Here is a 21,212-nt window from a genome sequence, read left to right on the forward strand (position 1 = left end):
CAAAGCTTCTGAGGGCATACTGAATGCCTCAAGCTGATTTCACGCTAGGGTGCGTTACCCATAAATACTGTCTATGGATTCGGTTCAGATTGAAACAGCTTCGTCTCTGATTCTGGAACTTCCCCAGATTCCGCAACTTCAAGCTCCGCTCACTCCTACTCCTAGCTCCAAATCTAGCACCCGATTTACTAAGAATGCGATTCGCACCAGTCTAAAAGCGTCTACTGCGGATGCAGTTTTCGCAGCTGTGTTTTCCCTAGCAACTGGTGGAATTTTATTAAGTAATTTCTTGGTGGAGTTAGATGCTAGTCCGGTGGTGTTTGGGATGATGTCTTCAATCCCAATGTTGGTAAATCTGATTCAGCCGTTGGGTGCTTACTTATCTGAACGCAGTACCAGCCGATTTCAATATGCACTGTGGACGGTTGGAATTGGTAGACTGTTGTGGCTGATTTTATTGATTGGGGTTGTTGGTTTTAGTTGGGGATGGGTGTATTCCCTACAATTAGAAATACTGACTCTATCGATTGTCTTAGCTAGCCACCTGTTAGGGGGATTGGGAAGCGCATCTTGGTTGAGTTGGCTAGCCGTGATTGTTCCCCGAAAGTTGCGCGGTAGGTATTTTGGTATACGCAATAGTGCAGCTAGTCTAACTAACTTGCTGTGTGTACCTTTAGCGGGTTTGTTGATTTCTCATTGGTACGGCGGTACTCTCCAAGGTTATGGTGTAGTGCTGTTGGTGAGTATCGTCTTTGGTATGCTGAGTTTGGGCTGTCAGTATTTCAAACTAGATATTAATCCCAAAGTCCAAAATGCGATCGTTGAGTATCCTCGCCAGCAAGCTGAAAATAGCAATACGGCTAAATCTTTACCCAAAACTACATCTCTACCAGTAAATACTACAGACAGTATCTGGAAAAACTCTAACTTTTTGATGTTTCTGTTTTATTCTGCCTTGTGGATGCTGGCTGTAAATCTCAGCGCACCTTTTTTTAATCTTTATATGCTGGATACGCTGCATTTAGATGTCAGTTGGGTGACGCTTTATGCTAGTTTGCAGACAGGAGCTAATATGCTCTTGATGATATTTTGGGGCAAGTTAGCAGACAAAATTGGTAATCGTTTAATTCTGATTTTTATTGGTGTTTTAGTAGCGGTGACACCATTTTTATGGCTAGGGATAGATACTAATAATTTTGATTTGTGGTTTTGCTTGCCACTGTTACATATTTTAACTGGTGGAACTTGGGCAGCTATTGATTTATGTAATAACAATATGCAGCTAGAAATTGCCCCAATAAAAAACCAGTCACTTTATTTTGCGATCGCGTCTGCTGTGGCTGGCTTTAGTGGTGCTTTAGGTACAACTATCGGTAGTTGCATTGCCCAATTTGCTCAACATGGCGGTTTATTGGGAATTTTTGCTCTTTCGGGTATGTTGCGCCTAGTAGCTTTGATTCCGTTAGTGTTTGTCAGGGAGTGAGGGACAAATCAAGTCAAAAGTCAAAAGTCAAAAGTCAAAAGTCAAAAGTCAAAATTAAAGAACTCCTGGGGATTGGGGGATTGGGGGATTGGGAACTGGGGATTGGGATTTAGAAAAATTTTCCCCTGCTTCCCCTGCTCCCCCTGCTCCCCCTGCTCCCCCTGCTCCCTGCTCCCTGCTCCCCTACTCTCTCATTCAACAGCTGTGGTACTAAGAGTCATAGTCTCCCACAGCACCATAGGAGGGGCGGTAGGGATGGGTTGGTGTAAAGCGATGAGTTTGGTTAGGGTGGACTTTAATTGGGTGCGGGGTACAATGTCATCGACAAAGCCATGCTTGAGCAAGTCTTCAGCCGTTTGGAAATCTTCTGGTAGTTTTTCTCTGAGGGTTTGCTCAATCACGCGCCGACCTGCAAAACCAATGGTGGCTTTAGGTTCTGCCAAAATAATATCTCCCAACATAGCAAAGCTAGCTGTTACACCGCCTGTGGTGGGATTAGTCAAAATAGGTATGTAAAGTAATTTAGCACTGCGGTGACGTTCTAGGGCGGCGGAAATTTTCGCCATCTGCATGAGGGAGAGCATACCTTCTTGCATTCTCGCTCCCCCGGAGGTGCAAACAATAACGACTGGGTAACGCCGTTGGGTAGCTTGTTCAATGAGGCGGGTAATTTTTTCGCCCACGACAGAACCCATACTACCGCCCATGAAGCGGAAATCCATCACAGCTAGAGCAATGGGTAAACCATTGATTTGACCCAAACCAGTTTTCACTGCGTCTAGAAGACCTAGTTTGTCTTCCATTTCCCGCAGGCGATCGCTATAGGCTTTGCGATCGCGGAATTGCAAAGGATCTGTAGGACGCAAATTTTCGTCAATTGGTCGCCAAGTGTTTTGATCTGTCAATTGACGAATACGTTCATCACTGTCTACCCGATTATGATGTCCGCATTCAGCGCACACCATCTGATTAGCTAGAAGGTCTTTAGTATAGGTCAACACACCGCATTTAGTACATTTGTGCCATAGCCCGTCAGCAATCTCACGTTCTTGGCGTTCGGGGTTCGTTGCTCCCGATTTACGGCGATTTGCGAACCAATCAAATAGAGACTTTAAACCGCGTGATTCTTCGTTGTTTGCCATTTTTATCTTATTCAAGTGGGTACGAGGTCGAAAATCAGTCAAGCAGCTAGGATAATTTAATTATCATTAGTCTTGAGTAATTTTATTGACTATTGATTATTAGCCTGTAACTGTTGACTACATCACCAAATTACGCTTATAAGCAATTCAGACCTAAATTTGCATCTTTGGTTGCCAGCTTAACGAAAATACTGATGCCAATACAAGTCTCTGGTTCGTCTCTTCTTGTATATGTATTGGCAAAATTAAAGTCGTTATCATACCAACCCCCCAACAGTATGCCTTTCCTCAACCTCCGACTTGAAATCTTGCCCCCAAGATTGCAGTTTGCCTTGCCAGTTGACAAGCATTGAGCATTTACCAACAGGTACTTTTCAATTAGAGGGTGATACTGGTCACAAGCTGATATTACCAAAATGTCAAGCGTAAATGGGGTAATGAACGCTACAGTCATGAAAATTTAGGGGATTGGGGACTGGGGATTGGGGATTGGGGAAAAGAAAGCAGGGGAAGCAGGGGAAGCAAGGGAAGCAAGGGGAGAAAAATATGTCTACCTACTCAGCACGGGCTAAACGCCCCGCTACCGCTAACAGCACTCTCTCACTCAGCCCTAAAAAAACAATCGTAGGTAAGCTGATAAAATTGCTTCGCCGCCGAATAGGGTGAAGAATGCACCGGCGGCTAAAAAGGGGCCGAAGGGGATTTTTTGTCCCCATTTGCGTTTTGAAAGTAGAATTGCGCCGATACCGACTAAAGCTCCTAGGGTGCAGGCGATAAACCCCGCCAAGAGTAAATGCTTCCAACCTAGCCACGCACCCATCATGGCTGCTAGTTTGGCATCTCCTGCACCCATTGCTTCTTTTTGCAGGAAAATACCGAGAATTGCGATCGCATCAAATAACCATAAACCTAATACAGATCCCACTATCCCCATCATCAGGTGTTTGACTACTCCCTCAATGCTGGCTTCAGTAATATAACCTAGTCCCATTTGAAAGATAATTCCCAACACTAACCCCGATTTAGTGAGGGCATTGGGTAAAGTCATCGTATCTAAATCGATCAGTGATAATGCTAATAACCAACTACAAAAAACCCAGTATCCGATTGTCAAGATTGAGACGTTAAATAAAAAGAATATGAGGAGAAAGATTATCCCTGTCACCCCTTCTACCACTGGGTAACGCAGAGAAATCTTGCTTTTACAATAACGACATCGCCCTTTTAACCACACCCAACCCAGCACAGGCACATTATCATAGGCTTTTAGCTGGTTTAAGCAATGGGGACAACGAGAAGGCGGCCAGAGAATTGATAATCCAGCAGGTAATCGATAAACTACAACGTTAATAAAGCTGCCAATCGATGCACCCAAGGCGAAAACAATCATACTCGCCACGGCTACTATCAAAGTATCCATATAATTATTTGTCACAAGTTCTGAGTCATTTGTCGTTGATCTTTCGCCTTTTGTCGAGGAAGCGTGGTACTTTCTTAGACGCGATCGCTAACTTGTGAATAGTTAGAGTTATGTGTAATTGCGGAAGTTGTGTGATTAAGTTTTATTAAGTCTTTGTAAATAAATCTGAAATTCCCCGATTAGCAATTTTATAGTCTAGTCGTGGTAGGTTATGGCATGAAAAACTTTGTCAATCGTGGATTTCCTAACTTGGGATTGGTTCTATGCCTTGAGAATGTAGTTAAAGTTACCTACCACAAACTATGAACAACAGCAAACCTGAAGATTTTTTTGGCGAAAGCAGCAATTTCGACTTCAACAAAATTAGAATTGAAATCCCTGCTCACATAGAACCTACTGATCAGGAGAAGATTACCTCTAGTACGATTCATTTGAGAGGTAGAGCCATGAGAACTATGTCTTCTGGAAGAGTACGTTGGTGGGTGCTAATTGCAGGTTGGATATTATTTGGTGCTTCTTTTTCATTGCTTCTAAATATTTTTATACCTTCAATGTTCTTTTTAATATCTTTTTCCTTAATATTATTCTTCTTGGTTATCATCCCGTATTCAATTATTGGTGCAATTCCTGTCTTAATTGTCTGGAGAGGAACACTTGCAAAACTCTCAGCTAAACAACCCACCAGAAAGTGTCAACCCAGTACCAAGATATCTGGCGGTGCGTTACGCTATCGCTAACGCACGCTACAAAATTGGATACTTTTCCTATTGAAAGTCCCTAAGTTAGATTTTGGTGGTATTGCGGAAATTGTCTGATTAAGTTTTATGAAGTCTTTGTCAGTAAAATCCGAAATTCCCCGACTAGCAGTTGTGTAGTATAGTCGTGACAGATTTTTGCATCAAAATCTCTGTCCTGCGTGGATTTATTAATTTTGAATTGTTACTATGCCTGGATAGTGTAGTTAAAATTACCAACCACAAACTATGAGTAACAACAACAAAACTGAAGATTTTTTTGGCGAAGACAGTAATTTCAACTCAGATAAAATTAGGATTGAAGTTCCTGCCCAAAGAGAACCTGTTTATCACGAGAGAATTCCCTCTGCGTATGATCCAATGGGTGAGATTTACGTCAGAGGTAGAGCCATGAGAACTATGTCTTCTGGAACAATGCCTTGGTGGGTGCTAATTGCAGGTTGGATATTGTTTGGAGGTTTGTTTTTATTAGTTGTAAGTATTTCTATATCTTCAATTTCTTTAGCTATCATCCCATCTTTAATTATTGCTGTGATTCCTATCTCAATTGTTTTCAGAGGAACACTTGCCAAACTTTCAGCTAAAAAACGCAAAAGAAAATAGCTGAGGTGAAATTCTATCCTCAAAGTTTAGTTAGCCTTTTGTCCGACACTTGAAGTTAATAGATACCCACAGAGTAATCACTAATACATATGAGATTCAATTTGGCTCAAGGGTACAAAACACTCTTGAGGTAAAAGAACTGGTTGACTGGTAAAAATTACTTTACCCCGATGCGTCATGCGATTAATTGCCACACCTGAAGGCTGGCCAGCTATTTCGGGATGTACTTCACAGTGGGTGTAGTAAATTTGCCCCGCAGCTCTGATTACGGCAGGATCAATCAAAGGAGACTGGCTTCTGGGGGCAGTAAAATTAGCTTTTCCTTGCTCTTGTCGTAAAGCGTACACTATATTGCTGCGTATTTGCTAGATTTGCTTCTAGTTTAGCTGAAACTTTTGGTAACGGTTGCCAATTTGGCCGATTAAACTAGAAAATTATTGAAAAAGACTGGGGATTGGGGATTGGGGAAAAGAAAGCAGGGGAAGCAGGGGAAGCAGGGGAAGCAGGGGAAGCAGGGGAAGCAGGGGAAGCAGGGGGAGAAAAATATAATGTCCACTAACTACTCACCACTAACTACTCACTACTCACCACTCAGCACTCATTACTCATTACTCACCACTCAGCACTCATTACTCATTACTCACTACTCAGCACTCAGCACTCTTAACTAATAGCTTTAATGAGTGAGTCACCCATAGCGCGACAACCCAAAAGATTCATCCCTGCTGACATGATATCTCCGGTGCGATCGCCTTGTGCTAAAACTTGCAATACGGCTTGTTCTATTTTGTCTGCGGCTTGGGGTTGATCTAAGCCGTAGCGTAACATCATCGCTGCGCTTAAAACTTGGGCGAGGGGGTTGGCTTTATCTTGTCCTGCGATATCGGGTGCAGAACCGTGGACTGGTTCAAATACTCCAGGACTTGCAGCACCTAGACTGGCAGAGGGTAACATTCCAATGCTACCTGTCAGCATGGCTGCTGCATCAGAGAGGATATCACCAAATAAGTTGCCTGTGACGATAGTATCGAACTGCTTGGGAGCGCGTACCAATTGCATGGCGGCGTTATCTACATATAGATGTGAGAGTTCCACGTCTGGGTATTCTGCGGATAATTTGATCATGCGATCGCGCCACAACTGCGATACTTCTAATACGTTGGCTTTATCCACTGAACAAAGTTTCCCCTGGCGTTTGCGTGCGGCTTCAAAGGCTACTCGTCCAATCCGATCAATTTCTGATTCTGTATAAACCATTGTATTGACACCGCGTTTCTCGCCTGTATCGGTGGTAAAAATCCCTTTGGGTTTACCGAAGTAAATACCGCCTGTGAGTTCACGCACTACCATAATATCTACACCTTCCACGACTTCCCGCTTCAGGGTGGAGGCATCGATCAGCTGGGGTAGAATTTGGGCTGGGCGCAAGTTGGCAAATAGTTCTAAGCCTGCGCGGAGTCCTAATAAACCTGCTTCTGGACGTTGGTGAGAGGGTAGAGTATCCCACTTATAACCACCGATGGCGGCGAGTAAAACAGCATCACTGTTGCGACAAGTTTCTAGAGTAGCAGCCGGCAAAGGTTCACCTGTCGCGTCAATGGCTGCACCACCAATTAAAGCTTCTTGAAAATCGAACTGAATATCAAATTGCTGTCCTACAACTTTCAGTACGTCTACCGCCACAGCCATAATTTCGGGGCCAATGCCATCGCCAGGGAGTAGGGTAATACGGTAGTTCTGAGTCATAGCTAGTTTTTATGCGGTAAATGCTTGCAGATCAAATATCATACCGAGCAAGATGTACCTATGGAGTGTTTAATTTATTTGGATGTGTGTTGTCTGAATCGGCCTTTCGATGACCAGACACAAGAACTGGAGGTAATAGATGCTAGACGTAACTAAGCTGACTCAAGCTGAGATTAGACGGTTAGGAATAGAGGCACTCACTCAGGCTCTTGCTCCTGCTGGAATGGCGCGATTTATGCAGCAATTTGAAAAAGGTAGTGGAGATTACACAACAGATAGAGATGAAATATTAGGAAATCCCACCCTTGATGAAATTTTCGCTCGCATTGAAGAGCGACGAAAACAAAGTGAGTAGAATAAAAATTCTTAAATCTTAAAAAAAAGTATTTATACGCATTTTGAGCAGAATTTCTAGTATGTTCTTTGATAAATACCAATAATTAAGAATAATTTATGAACTTGCCGCAGATTGGAGAATTTGCGCTGAAACTCTTGACCGAGTTTGGTTTAAAAGTTGTAGGTGCGATCGCGCTATGGCTGATTGCTCAAAGACTGATTGATTTTGGACTTAAACTGCTGCGACGCGCTTTCCGCAGTCAAAATATTGAGCCGACGCTGATTAATTATTTGCTCAATATCATTGGCGTCACCCTGAGAATTGTTTTAGTTGTAGCAGTTCTGGGCTTTTTTGGGATTGAAACAACTTCTTTTGCAGCTTTACTAGCAGCTGCTGGTATAGCCATTGGTGCAGCTTGGGGTGGACTATTGGCCAACTTTGCGGCTGGTGCATTTTTAATTGTTTTCCGTCCGTTTAACGTTGGTGATTTTATTACAGCCGGCGGTGTGACGGGAACAGTTGTCGAAATTGGACTGTTCACAAGCAGCATCAATACACTTGATAACGTGTTAACAATTGTTGCTAATAACAAAATCTTTGGTGACAATATCCAGAATTATTCTGCCAATCCTTACCGTCGAGTTGATTTGGTAGCTCAACTGCATCATACTGTCGATCATAATCAGGCGATCGCACTATTAAAGGCAAAGATTAGCCAAATTCCCAATGTGTTGGATAATCCCGCGCCAGATGTCGAAATTCTCGACTTCAATTTGGCAGGGCCAGTATTAGCGGTGCGTCCTTATTGCAATAATGACCACTATTGGCAAGTGTATTTTGATACTAATAAAGCTATTAAGGAAACCTTTGGTGAAGCGGGTTTCCCAGTTCCTGAACAACGTTATGCTGTCAGCAGTCCTTCAGAAGTTGCAATGAATGCTGTAGTTCCCACTGGCTCATTAAGTGAATTTATTTCACAGTAAAAACTATGCGCTGATTTGCAACGTATTAAATTAACAACAAAATAATAAGTGCAAAGTAGGTAAAGTAAATACTTTATCTACTTTTTTTAGTTAATTATTTATTGTTAGTTTCAGCGAAAACTCTAACTAAGTAAGTAGCTTCTAAAAATCAGCAGCGACAAAACCTCTCTTTAGGAAGAGGTGGGGTTTTCTGCTTATTCACACCATTATGGCAAGTACCAATAATTTCAGAAATTTATCCTGAATCTCTTGTCAACTTTAGTAATTTTACAAATCGAGAAAATTCTATGAATTTAACTCAAATTTGGCCAGTTGCCATTGGACTTTTAACACAATTTGGTTTGAAATTATTAGGCGCGATCGCCATATGGATTATTGGTCAAAGGTTGATTGATTTTGGCTTAAAATTACTACGTCGCGGTTTCCGCAGCCAAAATATTGAGCCGACACTAATTAGCTATTTACTGAATATTATTTCAGTAACGCTAAAAATTATTCTAATTGTGGCAATTCTTGGCTTTTTTGGTGTTGAAACTACTTCTTTTGCTGCATTGTTAGCAGCAATTGGTATCGCCATTGGTGCAGCGTGGAGTGGATTATTAGCAAACTTTGCAGCTGGTGCTTTTTTAATGATTTTTCGTCCCTTTAAAATAGGTGACATGATATCAGCCGCAGGTGTAACAGGAAAAGTGGCAGAAATTGGACTGTTTACAACAACTATCAATACACTTGATAATGTGATGACGATTGTTGCTAATAATAAAATCTTTGCTGACAATATTGAAAATTTCTCTGTCAATCCTTACCGTCGTGTTGATCTCACAGCACAACTACATCACAAAGTTGATCATAACGAAGCAATTAGGCTATTAAAACAGCGAATCAGCCAAATTCCCCATGTGTTAAATAACCCAGCCCCAGATGTAGAGATTTTGGATTTTAATCTGGCAGGGACTGTATTAGCGGTACGTCCCTATTGTAATAATGAACATTACTGGCAGGTTTATTTTGACACGAATAAAGTCATCAAACAAACCTTTGGCGAAGCTGGTTATCCTGTTCCTGAACAACGCTACGCATTTACTGGCAATTCTGAGGATGGAACTAAGCCTTTTGTTTCCTCTACATCTTTGAGAAATTCATAAAACAATAAGTTTGTAGTAAGCATTTTAGTCCTGATTTTCTAAGCACTAGAGTGCTTACTACAAACCCAAGATGCTAATCTAATTCATCTGAGAGCGATCGCAATGATAAGGGTACAGCCACTCACATCGAAATAGTCCTCGTGTATGCTTTTCGATAAAAGTACCCGCGTGGCGACTCTTTGATATATTAATTCCAGCTTTTGTTTTAACTTCGTATAACCAAGGAAATGCAACTACTAAAGTAACCATTGTTACCAAAAGATAACTAAATTTAGGTTTAAATTTTCTTGTTTTTCGGGAATTGCTGTTATGGTTTTGAGGCATAAAGTCTAAAACTGACAGTTAATTCAAAACCTATGTTAGCTTAAATTTTCAAATCTTGTGGGAACGGGTTGCTGTTGCACTTATCAATTTTCCTGATCTACCTTGGCTCATCACTTCCAATACATTTCGGTTAACATATGTACCCAGAATTAATTAATTCAAAATTATTCTTATTCTTCCTAACAAAATTTTGAATTGAAAAAGGTCATTACTCTCCTAAATTACCCAACTTAGGACTCCACCAGCCTTTTTGTGTGCTGAAATAAGCGACATCTTTATGTTTTTTATCTTGGCGTGACTGGGGATTAGAACACCGCAGCATGGTTTTGGGCTGTCCATCTTTGGTGTAACTGTACTCCTCTAAAGGCTGTTTGCATACAGGACAAGGATAAGACGTGACCTTAGCAGGCGGCTTTTGCTGATTCTCTCCTGCGCTGGCTTGATTTCTGGGTGCTTCCCAAGTTTTGCTGCGATCGCTCCAAAACAGTACAATGTTTGCACAGCCACTAGTACACTTGAGAAAATATTTTTTCTTAAGTTTACTGCTTTTAATCTTAGAAAGAAAATTATTACACTCAGGGCAGCGTGTCCTAGAGGTTTCATACTGGCGTGTAGCAGATGCCATAATATTTGATCCACTCACCACTACAGTTTTTGCTTTAGTGAGTGCTGGTGCAAAGTAATCTTGATTCCAAGTAGTGAGATATTGCTGCCAGCCTTGTTTACCTTGAGCGATCGCATCCAAAGCATCTTCCATTTTAGCGGTGAATTCTGCCTCTAGTAAATCCGGCAGTGCTTTCTGTAAAAAGGCATCAACTTCTAATCCTAAAGCTGTGGGTTGTAAGCTTCCCTTTGCCAACTCCACATAACCCCGATGCTTGAGGGTGGCGACAGTAGGCGCATAGGTACTGGGACGACCAATGCCTTTACGTTCCATTAACTGCACTAATTTGGGTTCACTGTAGCGTGGCGGCGGTTGTGTCTGTTTTTGCTCAAAATTGGCATTTTCCAGATTTAGAGCCTGTCCTTGCTGCACAGAAGGTAAAACCGAATCCTTGCTGAGATTATTCCAATACTTGGCATAACCATAAAATTCTATGATTTGCCCTCTAGCTTGCCACAACAGATTCCCTGACTGCGTGACCACTTGAGTTTTACGGAGTTGGGCAGAACGACACTGAGAAGCAACTGCCCGTTTCCAAATCATCACGTATAAATTAAATTCATCGGCTGGTAATTCAATTCGTAATTGTGCTGAGGGACGAAATACGTCTGTAGGGCGAATTGCTTCATGGGCTTCTTGTGCAGATTTGCTGCTGCGATGCTTGGCTACTTGGGGTGGCACGTTCTGCGGGTCATTTTGTTCTAACCACTGACGCGCACTCGCACAAAATTCAGGACTCAATATTACTGAGTCTGTTCGCATATAAGTAATTAACCCAGCCTCATACAACTTTTGCGCCACCTGCATAGTTTTGTCTGGGGCAAATCTCAGCTTAGAACCGGCTGCTTGTTGCAAAGTGGAGGTGGTAAAGGGTGGAGGCGGTTGACGCTGAACTGTCTTACCTTCCACCTGGATAACTTGGTGAGGATATTTTCGTGCTTCCTCGACTAACTTTGTAGCCTCTGCTTCCGACAGCACACGCTTAGATTCTGGTGCTTTTGTTGTATTATCTGCGGCATCATCATGGGTTTCTACTGCTTGTTGTTCCGCTTCTTGGGCTGAGTTTGCCATACCCTTGTAAAAAGCTCGGAAACCCTCGGCATAATCTACCCAGACATTCCAATAATCTTGGGGAACAAAAGTTTGAATCTCTCTTTCGCGCTGACAAATTAGATGTAATGTAGCACTTTGGACTCTACCGACACTTTTAGCACCGTTATTTAATGCCCAAACGAGGGGACTGCCTTTATAACCTACCAACTTATCTAAACAGTCGCGGCATAATCCTGCACCTACCAAGTTAGAGTCTAGCTTTCTGGGGCGAGCGATCGCAGACCTCACCGCCGATGCTGTAATCTCCGTATATATAACTCGTTTCGCATCACTTAATCCTAACACTTCTTTGAGATGCCAGGCGATCGTTTCTCCCTCCCGGTCTGGGTCAGTCGCCAAGACAACTTCGTCAACCTGCTTAGTAAACGCCTTTAGCTGCTGAATTGTCTCCTTAGCCCGTTGGTCACGCGGCACATAGTTGCATCGGACAATACCGCCATCCATACTAAATCCCAGTGAATCCTCACCTTCATTGCTGAGTTCTCGAATGTGACCACAACTAGCACGGACAATCCAGTCTGCACCCAGAATTTGACTAAGTTTTTTAACTTTACCAGGGGATTCAACGACTAAAAGACGTTTCACCATAGCACCCGCTTGTTAAATACTCTTATAACAGAAGCAACTTTTGATCATACACTTAGTAGTTATGTACTATCAATACTTACATACTAAATATATCTTGTGTCAGTTGATTTATACATACCCTGACAGTTATTCTGCTTGAAGCACTCAATTTACCTACACCTTCCATGCCTCGTAAAATTGCGTCTCCACCTCACACCAGCAAAACAATACCCTTGGCTCTTTCCGAGTTACATATCCGCTTAGAGGGATTAGAAAAGGAACATCAATCGCTACTGAAACAAATTAAGAGAAAGCGAACAGAACTAAAGAATTTTGTTGACCAGATGCGTTCTTTAGCCACGGAGATATTTCACAAAGCCAATCCCAATTTCCGAAAAATGGCAGAACTTGACCAAGAAATTCATACTCTATTCAAAGAAATTTTAACTAAAAGAAAGTTCGGTAAACAAACAAAAAAAAATATAGAAGCAGTTTATCAACAACTCCAGTTAACAGGAATCATCAGTTTAAAATTTGATGTTTCTGATGCAGATACAGAACTAGATGAATTGTTTGAAAATCTCCGTCCTCAAGATGATAATTCCCAAGAAACAAGTAAAGACAGCCATCAAGCTTGGGAAACACAACAATCTATAGAATCTCCTTCTGCAACTAGAACAGATGAATCTAGAAAAGTTCGGCAAACATTTTTGAGGTTAGCAGAGATTTTTCACCCTGATAAAGTCCAAGATAACGAAACCCTTCAGTACCATACCGAAATCATGAAGGAAATCAATAAAGCTTACCAAGAAGGGGATTTGGCAAGACTCTTAGAAATAGAGCAAAAGCATCAAGTCGGCGAATCTATCGATAATAATAGCGAAGATGATTTAACTCGCAAATGTAAAATTATAGAACAGCAAAATGAAATTCTACTCAATCAATATGAGAACTTGAAACAGGAACTACGTTTAGCTAAAAATACTCCTGAAGGCGCAATGGTTGCCGATGCTCGTAAAGCAGCTAAACAAGGTATTGACTCTATTGATATGATGCTAGAGACAATAGATCATCAAATTAATGTAGTCACGGAAATTCGTGATTTTGTCCAAAATTTCCGTGACCAGAAATTGACAATTAAAGAATTTCTGAGTGGCCCAGTAACGCTACGTTCATTGAATGAGGAAATGATGGAAGATATGCTTGAGCAAATGATGTCAGAATTAGACGGAATAATAGTATTTTAGAAAGAAAGTTAGGCGCAGACTGTACTAACTCCTAACCTGCACCACTTTTAATAATCCTAGAGTTGACAATTTTGCGAGAGTGTCCGCAGGAAAGCCTGTCACCTATGTTTCTTGAAGCTAACTCACTACTAACCTTTAAATTTCATCCAAAAATATCCCCATTACTCATAAAAAAAGGCTTGGTTAAACCAAGCCTTCATATATACCAAGCATTTACTACACCAAGATTAATGTAAACCTACTCTTACTTTAGTTCATCTTCCTATAGAGTGTATACAAATCATCTCAAAGCTGATATGTGCTAACTTAGCCGATAATAAAAAAGGTTTGGTTAAAGACCAAACCTCTATAATTGCTGTGCTTAACAACGTACAAAATTAATTTAAAACGACTGTTTTGACATGGCATCTTCCTTTAGTATGTATCAATTTATTGCTATAAATGGTAAATTCATCATCTTGTCAGATTTAACTTCTCAGCAATAAATTTTATGTCCAAAAAACTAATAAAAAGTAAAAAGAGGCTTGAGTCATCACTCAGCCCCTAGGCATACCAGGTGTTTACCATATGCTTTTAATTTATGCCTAATTTGAGAATAATTCATCTGTCAAAAAGATGTGTACAAAATTTAAAAAATCTGGTATGCAATTCTAGAATACTAATTCTGTATTCAGCATTATAGAGATTTTTAATTTAAAAAATCCCTAATTTGTAGTGGTATGACAAGGCTTAAATGAGGCAAAATTTTTTAGGTTGGGTTAACGCAAAGAAACCCAAAACCCTTATTTATGTTGGGGTTACTTGCATCAAACCAACCTAAGTCTAATCCTAAGTCTTATGTACAAATTTAACTATGTCAGTCTATTAAATTAATCAAATTAAAAGAAGACCCTGGAATATAATCCAGGGTACACACACGTTTTTCAGGCATTAACAAGCTAAATTCTATCTGTTTAGCAAATTTATATCCCCCATCTATGGAAAGATGCTGATTCAGTTTTTACTTGATAATTAGCAGATTATTTTAAATTAATTAAAGTATTTAAATAAAAAATTATTTTCTAATTAAAGTCGTAAGTATTAAAATGAAAAATTGTTTTTTAAGTTTTTACAAAATAGGCTTGGATAACAACCAAGCCTATACAAACCAAGAGTTTACCATATGCTACGTAATATAAAAAATATATTACTTTAGTCCATCTATCGATAGGTATGTAAACATAACCTAAAATCTAGTGGGCAAGTTTTTAAATATACATTTAATGGAAATAAAATAAATATTTTCACCTGATAACCCAAAATTTCGTATACCTATAGAAAAGGTTTAGCTAGTGCTAAACCTCCATAGAAAGCAGTTATTCGACACACCAGAATTAATTTAAAACTACTCTTGTTCCAGGTCATCTTCCTAAAGGATGTGTTTAAATATCCCTTTTTTTGATAGGTAAGGGAAGTAACATCCAAACTTGACTCTGGACTTTTTGAAGGGATCAAAATTCATGCAAACAAAATATATCTCATTGCGATCGCAATCACAGGAGAAATATCCTACAGTTTGAGATGAGATTAAACGGAGAGGGGGGGATTCGAACCCCCGTTGAGTTTCCCCAAAACGCATTTCGAGTGCGTCACCATCAACCACTCGGACACCTCTCCAGCTATGAACTCACGGGTTTGAGTGTTTTAAAAATTTAACCCTAGTGAGTTTAGGAAACTACTGAGACTCGGTTTCCTCTTGTCAATCATAGCATCCCTTCACCCGCGTAACACTGCCAACGCTGCGGACACCTCCTTTCCCTTCTCTTCAATAAAATCCAACAAGTCCTCTGGGGTGTGGGAATCTTCCTTGTGTAATCACGGTACACACTCCCGCCGCGCACCTCTAATTTGGCACTTTTTAAACTAGCGTATACTTGCTAACAACTGACATTGATATTTTGAGTATCTGTTGTGTCATTTCTGCATCTATCCATCAGGAGTATTTACCACAGCATGACTTCTTGTTGCTTTTCACTTCAAGTTGGCAGCACTGTATTTTTTCAATGTTGCTACAGTAATTTATACCTATTATCGAAAATCAGCGATCGTCACAGCTTACTTCCAGCGACGCAAGATTTAGCATTATATAGTAGGAAAATTGCATGATTGAAAATATTTGTTTTACGTATTTTTTAATGTGTAAGTTTTAACTATAAATTATGCTTAGTAGTGTTGATCGTTTATTGTTTGTCCGCCGAGTCCCGATTTTTAAGGAACTGCGGGATGATTTTATTGTGCGCTTGACTTCAGTGATGCACGAGTTACATTTTCCCGCCAATCACACCATCTTCAGACAGGGAGAAGAAGGGCGATCGCTATATATAGTTGTCTCAGGTAGAGTGAAAGTTCATATTGGAGATAAACAACTAGCAGTCGTAGATCAGGGGAAATACTTTGGGGAAATGGCAGTATTTGATACGCAACCCCGTTCGGCTAACGTCACAACTTTAGAATCTTGCGAATTTTTGGAACTGACCCAAGAACAACTTTATGATGCCATTGAAGAGACTCCTGAAATCGCAGTTAATATTATTCGTGAGTTATCGCGTCTGGTTCGCCGACTCAATGAAAATGTTAACATCACGGTTTCAGGTCGGCATTAATAAACTTTGTAGCCAAGCTTCATCCTCTGTAGATAGTTTGGGAATGCAAGACTGACTGTAGTCAATGGCAAGTTCTAGCCTAGCACGGTCATAAACCCGATGTAATAAAGGTGTAAAAGTAGGGTATCTTCAATTTGCGATCGCACTTCGGCAGATATATTAGAAATAGAGTTATTGAAAAAGAAGCGGATAAATTCTGGTTTATATCGGTATGGAGCTTCAGAGGCGATGTCTACAAAAGACATCGCCTATATAATTAAGCAACTTGGAAATTTTCGGCTTCTTCCATTGGTTCATAACCATGAGTTAATTGCTCAATAGCTCTATCAATCAAGTCTAAACCTTGCTGCACTGTTTCCACTAAACTTAATTGTCCCCGCAATTCAGCCGCACCAACAAAACCTTTGGCGTACCAAGTCATGTGCTTGCGGGCTTGACGGACACCGCGATCGCCTTTATATTCCCATAAGGCTTGTAAATGATCTCTGGCACATTCCAAACGCTGAATTGGGGTTGGGACTGGTAATGTCTCCCCAGTTTTCAAGAAGTGATCAATTTCTCCCACCAAAAAAGGATAACCCAACGTCCCACGGGAACACATCACACCATCCGCACCAGTTTGTTCCAAGCATCTCACAGCTGCTTCGACTGAAAATATATCCCCATTACCAATCACTGGAATAGACAGTGTTTCCTTCACACGCGCTATCCATTCCCAGCGAGCATTACCATTGTACCCTTGAGCGCGGGTACGTCCATGCACAGTAATCATTTGCGCCCCAGCATCTTCCATCCGCTTGGCAAAGTCGAGAATGAAGATTTCTTTGTCATTCCAACCAATACGCGTCTTGACTGTGACTGGTACATTAACAGCCTTCACCACTTCCCGAACAATAGCTTCTGCTACTTCTGGCTGTCGCAACAGAGAAGAACCCCCACCATTTTTGGTAATTTTATTGACTGGACACCCCATATTAATATCAATAGTGTCAGCACCTTCGGTAACTGCTTTTATGGCTGCTTCTGCGAGGAAATCGGGGCGACAATCGAATAATTGAATGCTGATAGGTCGTTCGTTGGGGTCTACCTCCATGATTTTGGGTAGTTGCTTGACGTAATGTAACCCCGTAGCATTCACCATTTCGGTGTACATCATTGAATCGGGTGCATAACGTCGTACTAAGCGACGAAATACCATATCTGTCACCCCAGATAAAGGCGACTGAAGAACTCGGCTTTTGACTGCAAATGAGCCGATTTTGAGGGGTTGAGAAAGTCTAGCTTGTAGGCTGGGAGACAGTGTGAGCATACGAACAATTCAAAATACACATTCAATGATAGCTATTTGGCTCACCTTTTTTAAATCTAGGTCTTATAGATGTCCCCATGCCTCATTCCGAGAGCGAAAATCAGCAATCACAAAAATTTTGTGATTGCTGACTTAAATTTTGTGCAAGTAATGGTAAATTGATATACAAATTTTAATAAAATCTTAATGATTGATTGTAACTTCCCTGAAATAGTCTCTATTGCTGACATAGCCTCAGAGAACTCTGTCAAATCGGCATTTAGCTTAAGTGGACGACTGGGAAGATTTTGCGATCGCTCGACAGTAAATTTGTTTTATGATTCTGGGCTAGTGGTTGTTAAACGTTTTTCCTTGAGGTTTTGTAATTCCTGCCACAGAGAATCTACCTCTGCTTGCAAGCTCATGAACTTGACTTGTTGATCGTCTTGATAACAAGTCTTGGTTAACTCACATACTCGTACAGCTTGAGAGTTACGTTCTGCAATAGTAGATATACAAGTAGTCATCGCTAATTCAATTCCACAACTCAACTCACACCTTTGGTAAACAATATAATAAAGCAACTTTAAGCTTTGTTAAATGATTGTATGTTTTAAATCATTTACTTTAATATGTTACCACCTGTATGATAAGCGACGGCAATGATATGACTTCAGTTCCAGAATCTAGCATCCCACTTAGTCAGCTAGTATGGCGTAACTTTTTTGACGCTTAACCCGTTGTGATCAAGTTATCAACTATCAACCTAAACCTATATCCCGCCCTTGTGTATAAAAAGTAGCATTTATGGTGTTGATATGAAGGAGTGGGGTTTGTAGCAAAAATGTGATTATCCCCCACCCCAAATCTTTTTACGAATTACGTAAAGCCTGCGGCATAGCTGCGCTTAAAGCGTAGCGGGGGGAAGCATCGTTACGAATTATCTTGGCGGTTGAAATCAGCTACAATTTCTACAGCATTTACTTGTTCTTCTAACCAAAGTGTAAATAAATCTTTGGCAATTTGCATCCGTCGCTCCTCATCTAATTCGGGGTTAATGATTTCCTCAACGGCGATTATGTGTACTCCTTTTGGGGTAACTATGGGTTTAAGAATTTGGGGAGGATTGGCAGCAAAAACAGCAGCCGCAATTTCTGGTCGAAAGTCTCGCCGATAACGAATGCCTTGATAGCCCCCAGCCCTTCTAATTTCTGGGGTTTGGATGTATTGACGGGCAATTTCTTGGAAGCTAATTTCACCTTCTTTTAAGGCGTAAAATAGCTCTAAAGCTAAGTCTTCATCATCTAATATAACTTCATAAGTTACAGCCCCAGTGTAATCAATTTGATGGGCATAAAAGAATGGTTCAACTTTATCTGCAAATAAATGACCAGCTAACTTAGCAGATAATAAGTTGGTTTTAGCCATGTCTTCAAAGTCATCTAAAGAAAGATAATATTTGTTTAGCCAATTCCATGTATCTTCTGCTTTGAATAATTGATTAGTTAAGCGCATACTATCTGCGGCTTGTTGAAGTTCCTCTACACTAATTTCAATGCCTGCTGAGACGGCAGCTTCAGTAATAATTCTGGAGGTGGCGATCGCTTCTAAAATTGTGGGGATTTGACAAGATAATTTTAGATGATAAATAATGTCTGCAATCGATAGTTGTATAAGTTTTGGCATGATACAAATCTCCCTTTAAATTAATTGGTGGTGGAAAAATGGCATGGCTTGTAGAGACGTTGCGTTGCAACGTCTCCAAAGGTTGATCAGCCTAGTCGTTGGGTTTTCAAGACGCGATTATTAAGTCTCTAGATAAGGGGGGGCTGATCTGAACCGTATTAACGTCGTGTGCAAAGTTCTCTCAGACCTAACTCCCAACCCCTTCCCTACATTCTCTTCTCCCAAAGGGAGACGCTACGCGAACGAGAGGCTACGCCAACGCGCAGCGTGTCGTTCGCGTTAGCGTTGCGTAGCAAAGACAGGGAAGGAGAGTAATAATTAAAGCCTCTCTCCTGGTATGGGAGAGGTTTCAAGAATAAATTGCACATCGCGCGTATTAGCTTATTTCTAAAGCTCTAAACCGCTTTTTTGTAATTTCTTAAATGGGTCTAAGACAAAATCAATTACTCGGCGTTGACGAATAATTACCTCTGCTGATGCTGTCTGACCTGGGGTTAAGAAAATACGTTTATTACCAGCTTGGATATATGGTTGGTCTATAGTGATATTCATCTCGTAGGTTTCTACGTTCCCTTGAGCGGTAGTTTGGATCTTCGAGTCCGGCGAAATCCAGTTAACGCGCCCTTGCACCACGCCATAATCTTGGAAAGGATAAGCATCAAACTTGATTTTAACTGGCATTCCCACCTTCAAGAAACCGCTTTGATGGCTGGGCATTTGGGCTTTGAGAATTAAAGGCGTATTTTGTGGTGCGATTTGAGCTACTATCTGTCCTGGTTCGACTACGGGGCCTGGTTTTTCTACAGGTAACTCAAAAATTACACCATCAATAGGCGATCGCACTATTCTTTGTTGTTGTTGTAGCTTAAATGATGCAATCTGGCTCTTGGTTTGCGCCATTTCTGATTGCAAGTTAGTAATTTGGCTTTGCAGGTCTTTTAACTGTTCTTGGCTTTTGAGGACTGCCAATTTACCCGCTTGGACAACCCCTTGATAACTACTTAGCTGCTCTTGCAGACGTAGTTGTGCTTGCTGAATTTCTGCTTGAATTTGACTAATGGTTGCTTGGTAGCGACTGACTTCTTCTCTTAAACGCAACTGTGCTTGCATAATCTCTGCATTGGCTTGCAGCAAAGAGCGTTGGCTATCTTCGGCAGAGTTTTCCAGTTCGACAATTTTAATTTGGGGAATTGCACCCTGCCTTAACAGATCACGATAGCGTGTAACTTCTTTGGAATCTCGCTGCAAACGCCTTTGAGCCAATTGCTGGAGAATCTGAGTAGAATTAATTCTCTGCCTAGCCTGTTCTACTAGAGATTGTTTTTCTAGTTTTTGTAAGTGGTAGGTACTTTGTTTACCATCTAAGTGCTGCTGGGCTTGATTCACTTGTGCCATTTTTTCCAAGGCTTGGGCTTGGTTCTGCTGTTCTTGAATATTAATGGCGAGCATCAATTGGTTTTTGAGTAATTCTTGCTGCGCTTGCCGATTAGTTAATCCTTCTAACCTAGTTTCAGCTTGTTCTAATTCTTTTTGTAGAACGTCAGCATCTAATTCTAATAAAACTTGCCCAGCCTTAACCGTCGCCCCTTCTTCCACATTCACTGTTTTGACTTTACCAGCGACGGCAATACCTAGTTTTTGCGTTGCACCCTTGGGTTCTAAACGCCCTCTGGCTGTTCCTGTTTCATCAACCTTGCTCAGAGATGCCCAAGGGATAATAATCACCGCAAAGCTAATCAAGAGGTAAAGCATGGAACGAGTCCAGCGTTTGGGTAAGGCATCGAGTAATTCCTCAGTGCCATAAAACCAATCATTAGTCTCGCTTACCCCTTGTGTTTGCTCATTATCTAGAGAACGCGATTCTTCAACTCGTAGCAGATCATCTGGCTGTGACTTGACTAGCACAGATGATGAATTGTGGGATATGTGTGGCATAAATTACTCTGAAGGGGGACTGCGGACTGGGAACTGGGGACTGGGGATAAGGGGTAATGGGGATTAGGGAATAGAAAGGAAGAAGAACTATTACCCAATGCCCGATATCCCATGTCCTGTTTGTCCCATGCC

21 protein-coding genes and 1 tRNA gene are annotated in these 21,212 nt (G+C 41.0%); 9 read left to right on the forward strand and 13 right to left on the reverse strand.

The window, feature by feature from the left end:
• The first annotated feature begins 73 nt into the window (after nucleotides 1-73).
• A complete protein-coding gene (locus tag ACM0OR_RS17670) occupies nucleotides 74-1,483 on the forward strand; it encodes an MFS transporter (RefSeq protein ID WP_414577755.1) in 1,410 nt (469 codons plus the stop codon).
• A 191-nt stretch (nucleotides 1,484-1,674) separates the two neighbouring features.
• Here the strand turns inward: ACM0OR_RS17670 and accD are convergent, their stop codons facing one another.
• Together accD and ACM0OR_RS17680 are read right to left on the reverse strand one after the other, a co-directional pair.
• Nucleotides 1,675-2,625, reverse strand: coding sequence for an acetyl-CoA carboxylase, carboxyltransferase subunit beta (gene accD, locus ACM0OR_RS17675; protein WP_414577756.1), 951 nt, complete (start codon nucleotides 2,623-2,625; stop codon nucleotides 1,675-1,677).
• Between the two features lie 610 nt (nucleotides 2,626-3,235).
• Nucleotides 3,236-4,045 (reverse strand): prepilin peptidase, encoded by an 810-nt coding sequence (locus ACM0OR_RS17680; RefSeq protein ID WP_414577757.1) that lies wholly within the window; start codon nucleotides 4,043-4,045, stop codon nucleotides 3,236-3,238.
• A 302-nt stretch (nucleotides 4,046-4,347) separates the two neighbouring features.
• Between ACM0OR_RS17680 and ACM0OR_RS17685 the strand changes: the two genes are divergently transcribed.
• Nucleotides 4,348-4,782: a hypothetical protein gene (locus tag ACM0OR_RS17685; RefSeq protein ID WP_414577759.1), complete on the forward strand. Its 435-nt coding sequence runs from the start codon at nucleotides 4,348-4,350 to the stop codon at nucleotides 4,780-4,782.
• Between the two features lie 246 nt (nucleotides 4,783-5,028).
• Entirely contained in the window at nucleotides 5,029-5,403 is a 375-nt protein-coding gene (locus tag ACM0OR_RS17690) for a hypothetical protein (RefSeq protein WP_414577761.1), read from the forward strand.
• A gap of 80 nt (nucleotides 5,404-5,483) precedes the next feature.
• On the opposite strand, the gene ACM0OR_RS17695 is transcribed toward ACM0OR_RS17690, so the two are convergent.
• The gene (locus ACM0OR_RS17695) at nucleotides 5,484-5,750 is read right to left on the reverse strand and encodes a hypothetical protein (protein WP_323266767.1); all 267 of its coding nucleotides are present in this window, start codon (nucleotides 5,748-5,750) and stop codon (nucleotides 5,484-5,486) included.
• 201 nt (nucleotides 5,751-5,951) lie between these two features.
• Between ACM0OR_RS17695 and ACM0OR_RS17700 the strand changes: the two genes are divergently transcribed.
• Nucleotides 5,952-6,074: a hypothetical protein gene (locus ACM0OR_RS17700; protein ID WP_414577762.1), complete on the forward strand. Its 123-nt coding sequence runs from the start codon at nucleotides 5,952-5,954 to the stop codon at nucleotides 6,072-6,074.
• On the opposite strand, the gene leuB is transcribed toward ACM0OR_RS17700, so the two are convergent.
• Complete coding sequence (gene leuB / locus ACM0OR_RS17705) at nucleotides 6,067-7,149, reverse strand: 3-isopropylmalate dehydrogenase (RefSeq protein ID WP_414577763.1); 1,083 nt, start codon at nucleotides 7,147-7,149, stop codon at nucleotides 6,067-6,069. The genes ACM0OR_RS17700 and leuB overlap by 8 nt on opposite strands.
• 139 nt (nucleotides 7,150-7,288) lie before the next feature.
• On the opposite strand from leuB, the gene ACM0OR_RS17710 reads away from it, so the two are divergent.
• The 3 genes from ACM0OR_RS17710 (at nucleotide 7,289) to ACM0OR_RS17720 (ending at nucleotide 9,614) form a co-directional block, all read left to right on the forward strand.
• Nucleotides 7,289-7,504, forward strand: coding sequence for a hypothetical protein (locus ACM0OR_RS17710; RefSeq protein WP_414577764.1), 216 nt, complete (start codon nucleotides 7,289-7,291; stop codon nucleotides 7,502-7,504).
• 98 nt (nucleotides 7,505-7,602) lie between these two features.
• Nucleotides 7,603-8,469 (forward strand): mechanosensitive ion channel family protein, encoded by an 867-nt coding sequence (locus tag ACM0OR_RS17715; RefSeq protein WP_414577765.1) that lies wholly within the window; start codon nucleotides 7,603-7,605, stop codon nucleotides 8,467-8,469.
• Nucleotides 8,470-8,756: 287 nt separating this feature from the next.
• On the forward strand, nucleotides 8,757-9,614 hold the full coding sequence (locus ACM0OR_RS17720; protein WP_414577766.1) for a mechanosensitive ion channel family protein: 858 nt from the start codon (nucleotides 8,757-8,759) through the stop codon (nucleotides 9,612-9,614).
• A gap of 78 nt (nucleotides 9,615-9,692) precedes the next feature.
• On the opposite strand, the gene ACM0OR_RS17725 is transcribed toward ACM0OR_RS17720, so the two are convergent.
• Both ACM0OR_RS17725 and topA read right to left on the reverse strand, forming a co-directional pair.
• On the reverse strand, nucleotides 9,693-9,863 hold the full coding sequence (locus ACM0OR_RS17725; RefSeq protein WP_414577768.1) for a hypothetical protein: 171 nt from the start codon (nucleotides 9,861-9,863) through the stop codon (nucleotides 9,693-9,695).
• Between the two features lie 283 nt (nucleotides 9,864-10,146).
• Nucleotides 10,147-12,303 (reverse strand): type I DNA topoisomerase, encoded by a 2,157-nt coding sequence (gene topA / locus ACM0OR_RS17730; protein WP_414577769.1) that lies wholly within the window; start codon nucleotides 12,301-12,303, stop codon nucleotides 10,147-10,149.
• Between the two features lie 164 nt (nucleotides 12,304-12,467).
• Between topA and ACM0OR_RS17735 the strand changes: the two genes are divergently transcribed.
• The gene (locus ACM0OR_RS17735; protein ID WP_414577771.1) at nucleotides 12,468-13,529 is read left to right on the forward strand and encodes a molecular chaperone DnaJ; all 1,062 of its coding nucleotides are present in this window, start codon (nucleotides 12,468-12,470) and stop codon (nucleotides 13,527-13,529) included.
• Nucleotides 13,530-15,100: 1,571 nt separating this feature from the next.
• Here ACM0OR_RS17735 and ACM0OR_RS17740 read toward each other — a convergent pair.
• Nucleotides 15,101-15,185 (reverse strand) — tRNA-Ser (locus ACM0OR_RS17740).
• A 542-nt stretch (nucleotides 15,186-15,727) separates the two neighbouring features.
• On the opposite strand from ACM0OR_RS17740, the gene ACM0OR_RS17745 reads away from it, so the two are divergent.
• The gene (locus ACM0OR_RS17745; protein WP_414577773.1) at nucleotides 15,728-16,171 is read left to right on the forward strand and encodes a cyclic nucleotide-binding domain-containing protein; all 444 of its coding nucleotides are present in this window, start codon (nucleotides 15,728-15,730) and stop codon (nucleotides 16,169-16,171) included.
• Here the strand turns inward: ACM0OR_RS17745 and ACM0OR_RS17750 are convergent.
• The 6 genes from ACM0OR_RS17750 to ACM0OR_RS17775 form a co-directional block, all read right to left on the reverse strand.
• The gene (locus ACM0OR_RS17750) at nucleotides 16,157-16,237 is read right to left on the reverse strand and encodes a hypothetical protein (RefSeq protein WP_414577781.1); all 81 of its coding nucleotides are present in this window, start codon (nucleotides 16,235-16,237) and stop codon (nucleotides 16,157-16,159) included. The genes ACM0OR_RS17745 and ACM0OR_RS17750 overlap by 15 nt on opposite strands.
• 8 nt (nucleotides 16,238-16,245) lie before the next feature.
• Nucleotides 16,246-16,416, reverse strand: coding sequence for a hypothetical protein (locus ACM0OR_RS17755; protein WP_414577774.1), 171 nt, complete (start codon nucleotides 16,414-16,416; stop codon nucleotides 16,246-16,248).
• 11 nt (nucleotides 16,417-16,427) lie between these two features.
• Nucleotides 16,428-17,480: a tRNA dihydrouridine synthase DusB gene (gene dusB / locus ACM0OR_RS17760; protein ID WP_414577776.1), complete on the reverse strand. Its 1,053-nt coding sequence runs from the start codon at nucleotides 17,478-17,480 to the stop codon at nucleotides 16,428-16,430.
• A 314-nt stretch (nucleotides 17,481-17,794) separates the two neighbouring features.
• Nucleotides 17,795-17,986 (reverse strand): hypothetical protein, encoded by a 192-nt coding sequence (locus tag ACM0OR_RS17765; RefSeq protein ID WP_414577777.1) that lies wholly within the window; start codon nucleotides 17,984-17,986, stop codon nucleotides 17,795-17,797.
• A 406-nt stretch (nucleotides 17,987-18,392) separates the two neighbouring features.
• On the reverse strand, nucleotides 18,393-19,145 hold the full coding sequence (locus tag ACM0OR_RS17770; protein WP_323266822.1) for a peptidylprolyl isomerase: 753 nt from the start codon (nucleotides 19,143-19,145) through the stop codon (nucleotides 18,393-18,395).
• Nucleotides 19,146-19,532: 387 nt separating this feature from the next.
• The gene (locus ACM0OR_RS17775; protein ID WP_323266821.1) at nucleotides 19,533-21,080 is read right to left on the reverse strand and encodes an HlyD family efflux transporter periplasmic adaptor subunit; all 1,548 of its coding nucleotides are present in this window, start codon (nucleotides 21,078-21,080) and stop codon (nucleotides 19,533-19,535) included.
• Between the last annotated feature and the right edge of the window lie 132 nt (nucleotides 21,081-21,212).

Source organism: Anabaena sp. CCY 9402-a (assembly GCF_963920945.1).
Lineage (GTDB): Bacteria > Cyanobacteriota > Cyanobacteriia > Cyanobacteriales > Nostocaceae > Trichormus > Trichormus minutissimus.

What these genes read in the sequence shown, in the direction of transcription:
- ACM0OR_RS17735 (WP_414577771.1), top strand. Translation starts at nt 12,468, where the DNA reads ATGCCTCGTAAAATTGCGTCTCCACCTCACACCAGCAAAACAATACCC.
- ACM0OR_RS17745 (WP_414577773.1), top strand. Translation starts at nt 15,728, where the DNA reads ATGCTTAGTAGTGTTGATCGTTTATTGTTTGTCCGCCGAGTCCCGATT.
- ACM0OR_RS17775 (WP_323266821.1), bottom strand. Translation starts at nt 21,080, where the DNA reads ATGCCACACATATCCCACAATTCATCATCTGTGCTAGTCAAGTCACAG.
- ACM0OR_RS17765 (WP_414577777.1), bottom strand. Translation starts at nt 17,986, where the DNA reads ATGACTACTTGTATATCTACTATTGCAGAACGTAACTCTCAAGCTGTA.
- ACM0OR_RS17725 (WP_414577768.1), bottom strand. Translation starts at nt 9,863, where the DNA reads ATGGTTACTTTAGTAGTTGCATTTCCTTGGTTATACGAAGTTAAAACA.
- ACM0OR_RS17770 (WP_323266822.1), bottom strand. Translation starts at nt 19,145, where the DNA reads ATGCCAAAACTTATACAACTATCGATTGCAGACATTATTTATCATCTA.
- topA (WP_414577769.1), bottom strand. Translation starts at nt 12,303, where the DNA reads ATGGTGAAACGTCTTTTAGTCGTTGAATCCCCTGGTAAAGTTAAAAAA.
- ACM0OR_RS17680 (WP_414577757.1), bottom strand. Translation starts at nt 4,045, where the DNA reads ATGGATACTTTGATAGTAGCCGTGGCGAGTATGATTGTTTTCGCCTTG.
- ACM0OR_RS17720 (WP_414577766.1), top strand. Translation starts at nt 8,757, where the DNA reads ATGAATTTAACTCAAATTTGGCCAGTTGCCATTGGACTTTTAACACAA.
- ACM0OR_RS17670 (WP_414577755.1), top strand. Translation starts at nt 74, where the DNA reads ATGGATTCGGTTCAGATTGAAACAGCTTCGTCTCTGATTCTGGAACTT.
- accD (WP_414577756.1), bottom strand. Translation starts at nt 2,625, where the DNA reads ATGGCAAACAACGAAGAATCACGCGGTTTAAAGTCTCTATTTGATTGG.
- ACM0OR_RS17685 (WP_414577759.1), top strand. Translation starts at nt 4,348, where the DNA reads ATGAACAACAGCAAACCTGAAGATTTTTTTGGCGAAAGCAGCAATTTC.
- leuB (WP_414577763.1), bottom strand. Translation starts at nt 7,149, where the DNA reads ATGACTCAGAACTACCGTATTACCCTACTCCCTGGCGATGGCATTGGC.
- ACM0OR_RS17690 (WP_414577761.1), top strand. Translation starts at nt 5,029, where the DNA reads ATGAGTAACAACAACAAAACTGAAGATTTTTTTGGCGAAGACAGTAAT.
- ACM0OR_RS17710 (WP_414577764.1), top strand. Translation starts at nt 7,289, where the DNA reads ATGCTAGACGTAACTAAGCTGACTCAAGCTGAGATTAGACGGTTAGGA.
- ACM0OR_RS17755 (WP_414577774.1), bottom strand. Translation starts at nt 16,416, where the DNA reads ATGTCTTTTGTAGACATCGCCTCTGAAGCTCCATACCGATATAAACCA.
- dusB (WP_414577776.1), bottom strand. Translation starts at nt 17,480, where the DNA reads ATGCTCACACTGTCTCCCAGCCTACAAGCTAGACTTTCTCAACCCCTC.
- ACM0OR_RS17715 (WP_414577765.1), top strand. Translation starts at nt 7,603, where the DNA reads ATGAACTTGCCGCAGATTGGAGAATTTGCGCTGAAACTCTTGACCGAG.
- ACM0OR_RS17700 (WP_414577762.1), top strand. Translation starts at nt 5,952, where the DNA reads ATGTCCACTAACTACTCACCACTAACTACTCACTACTCACCACTCAGC.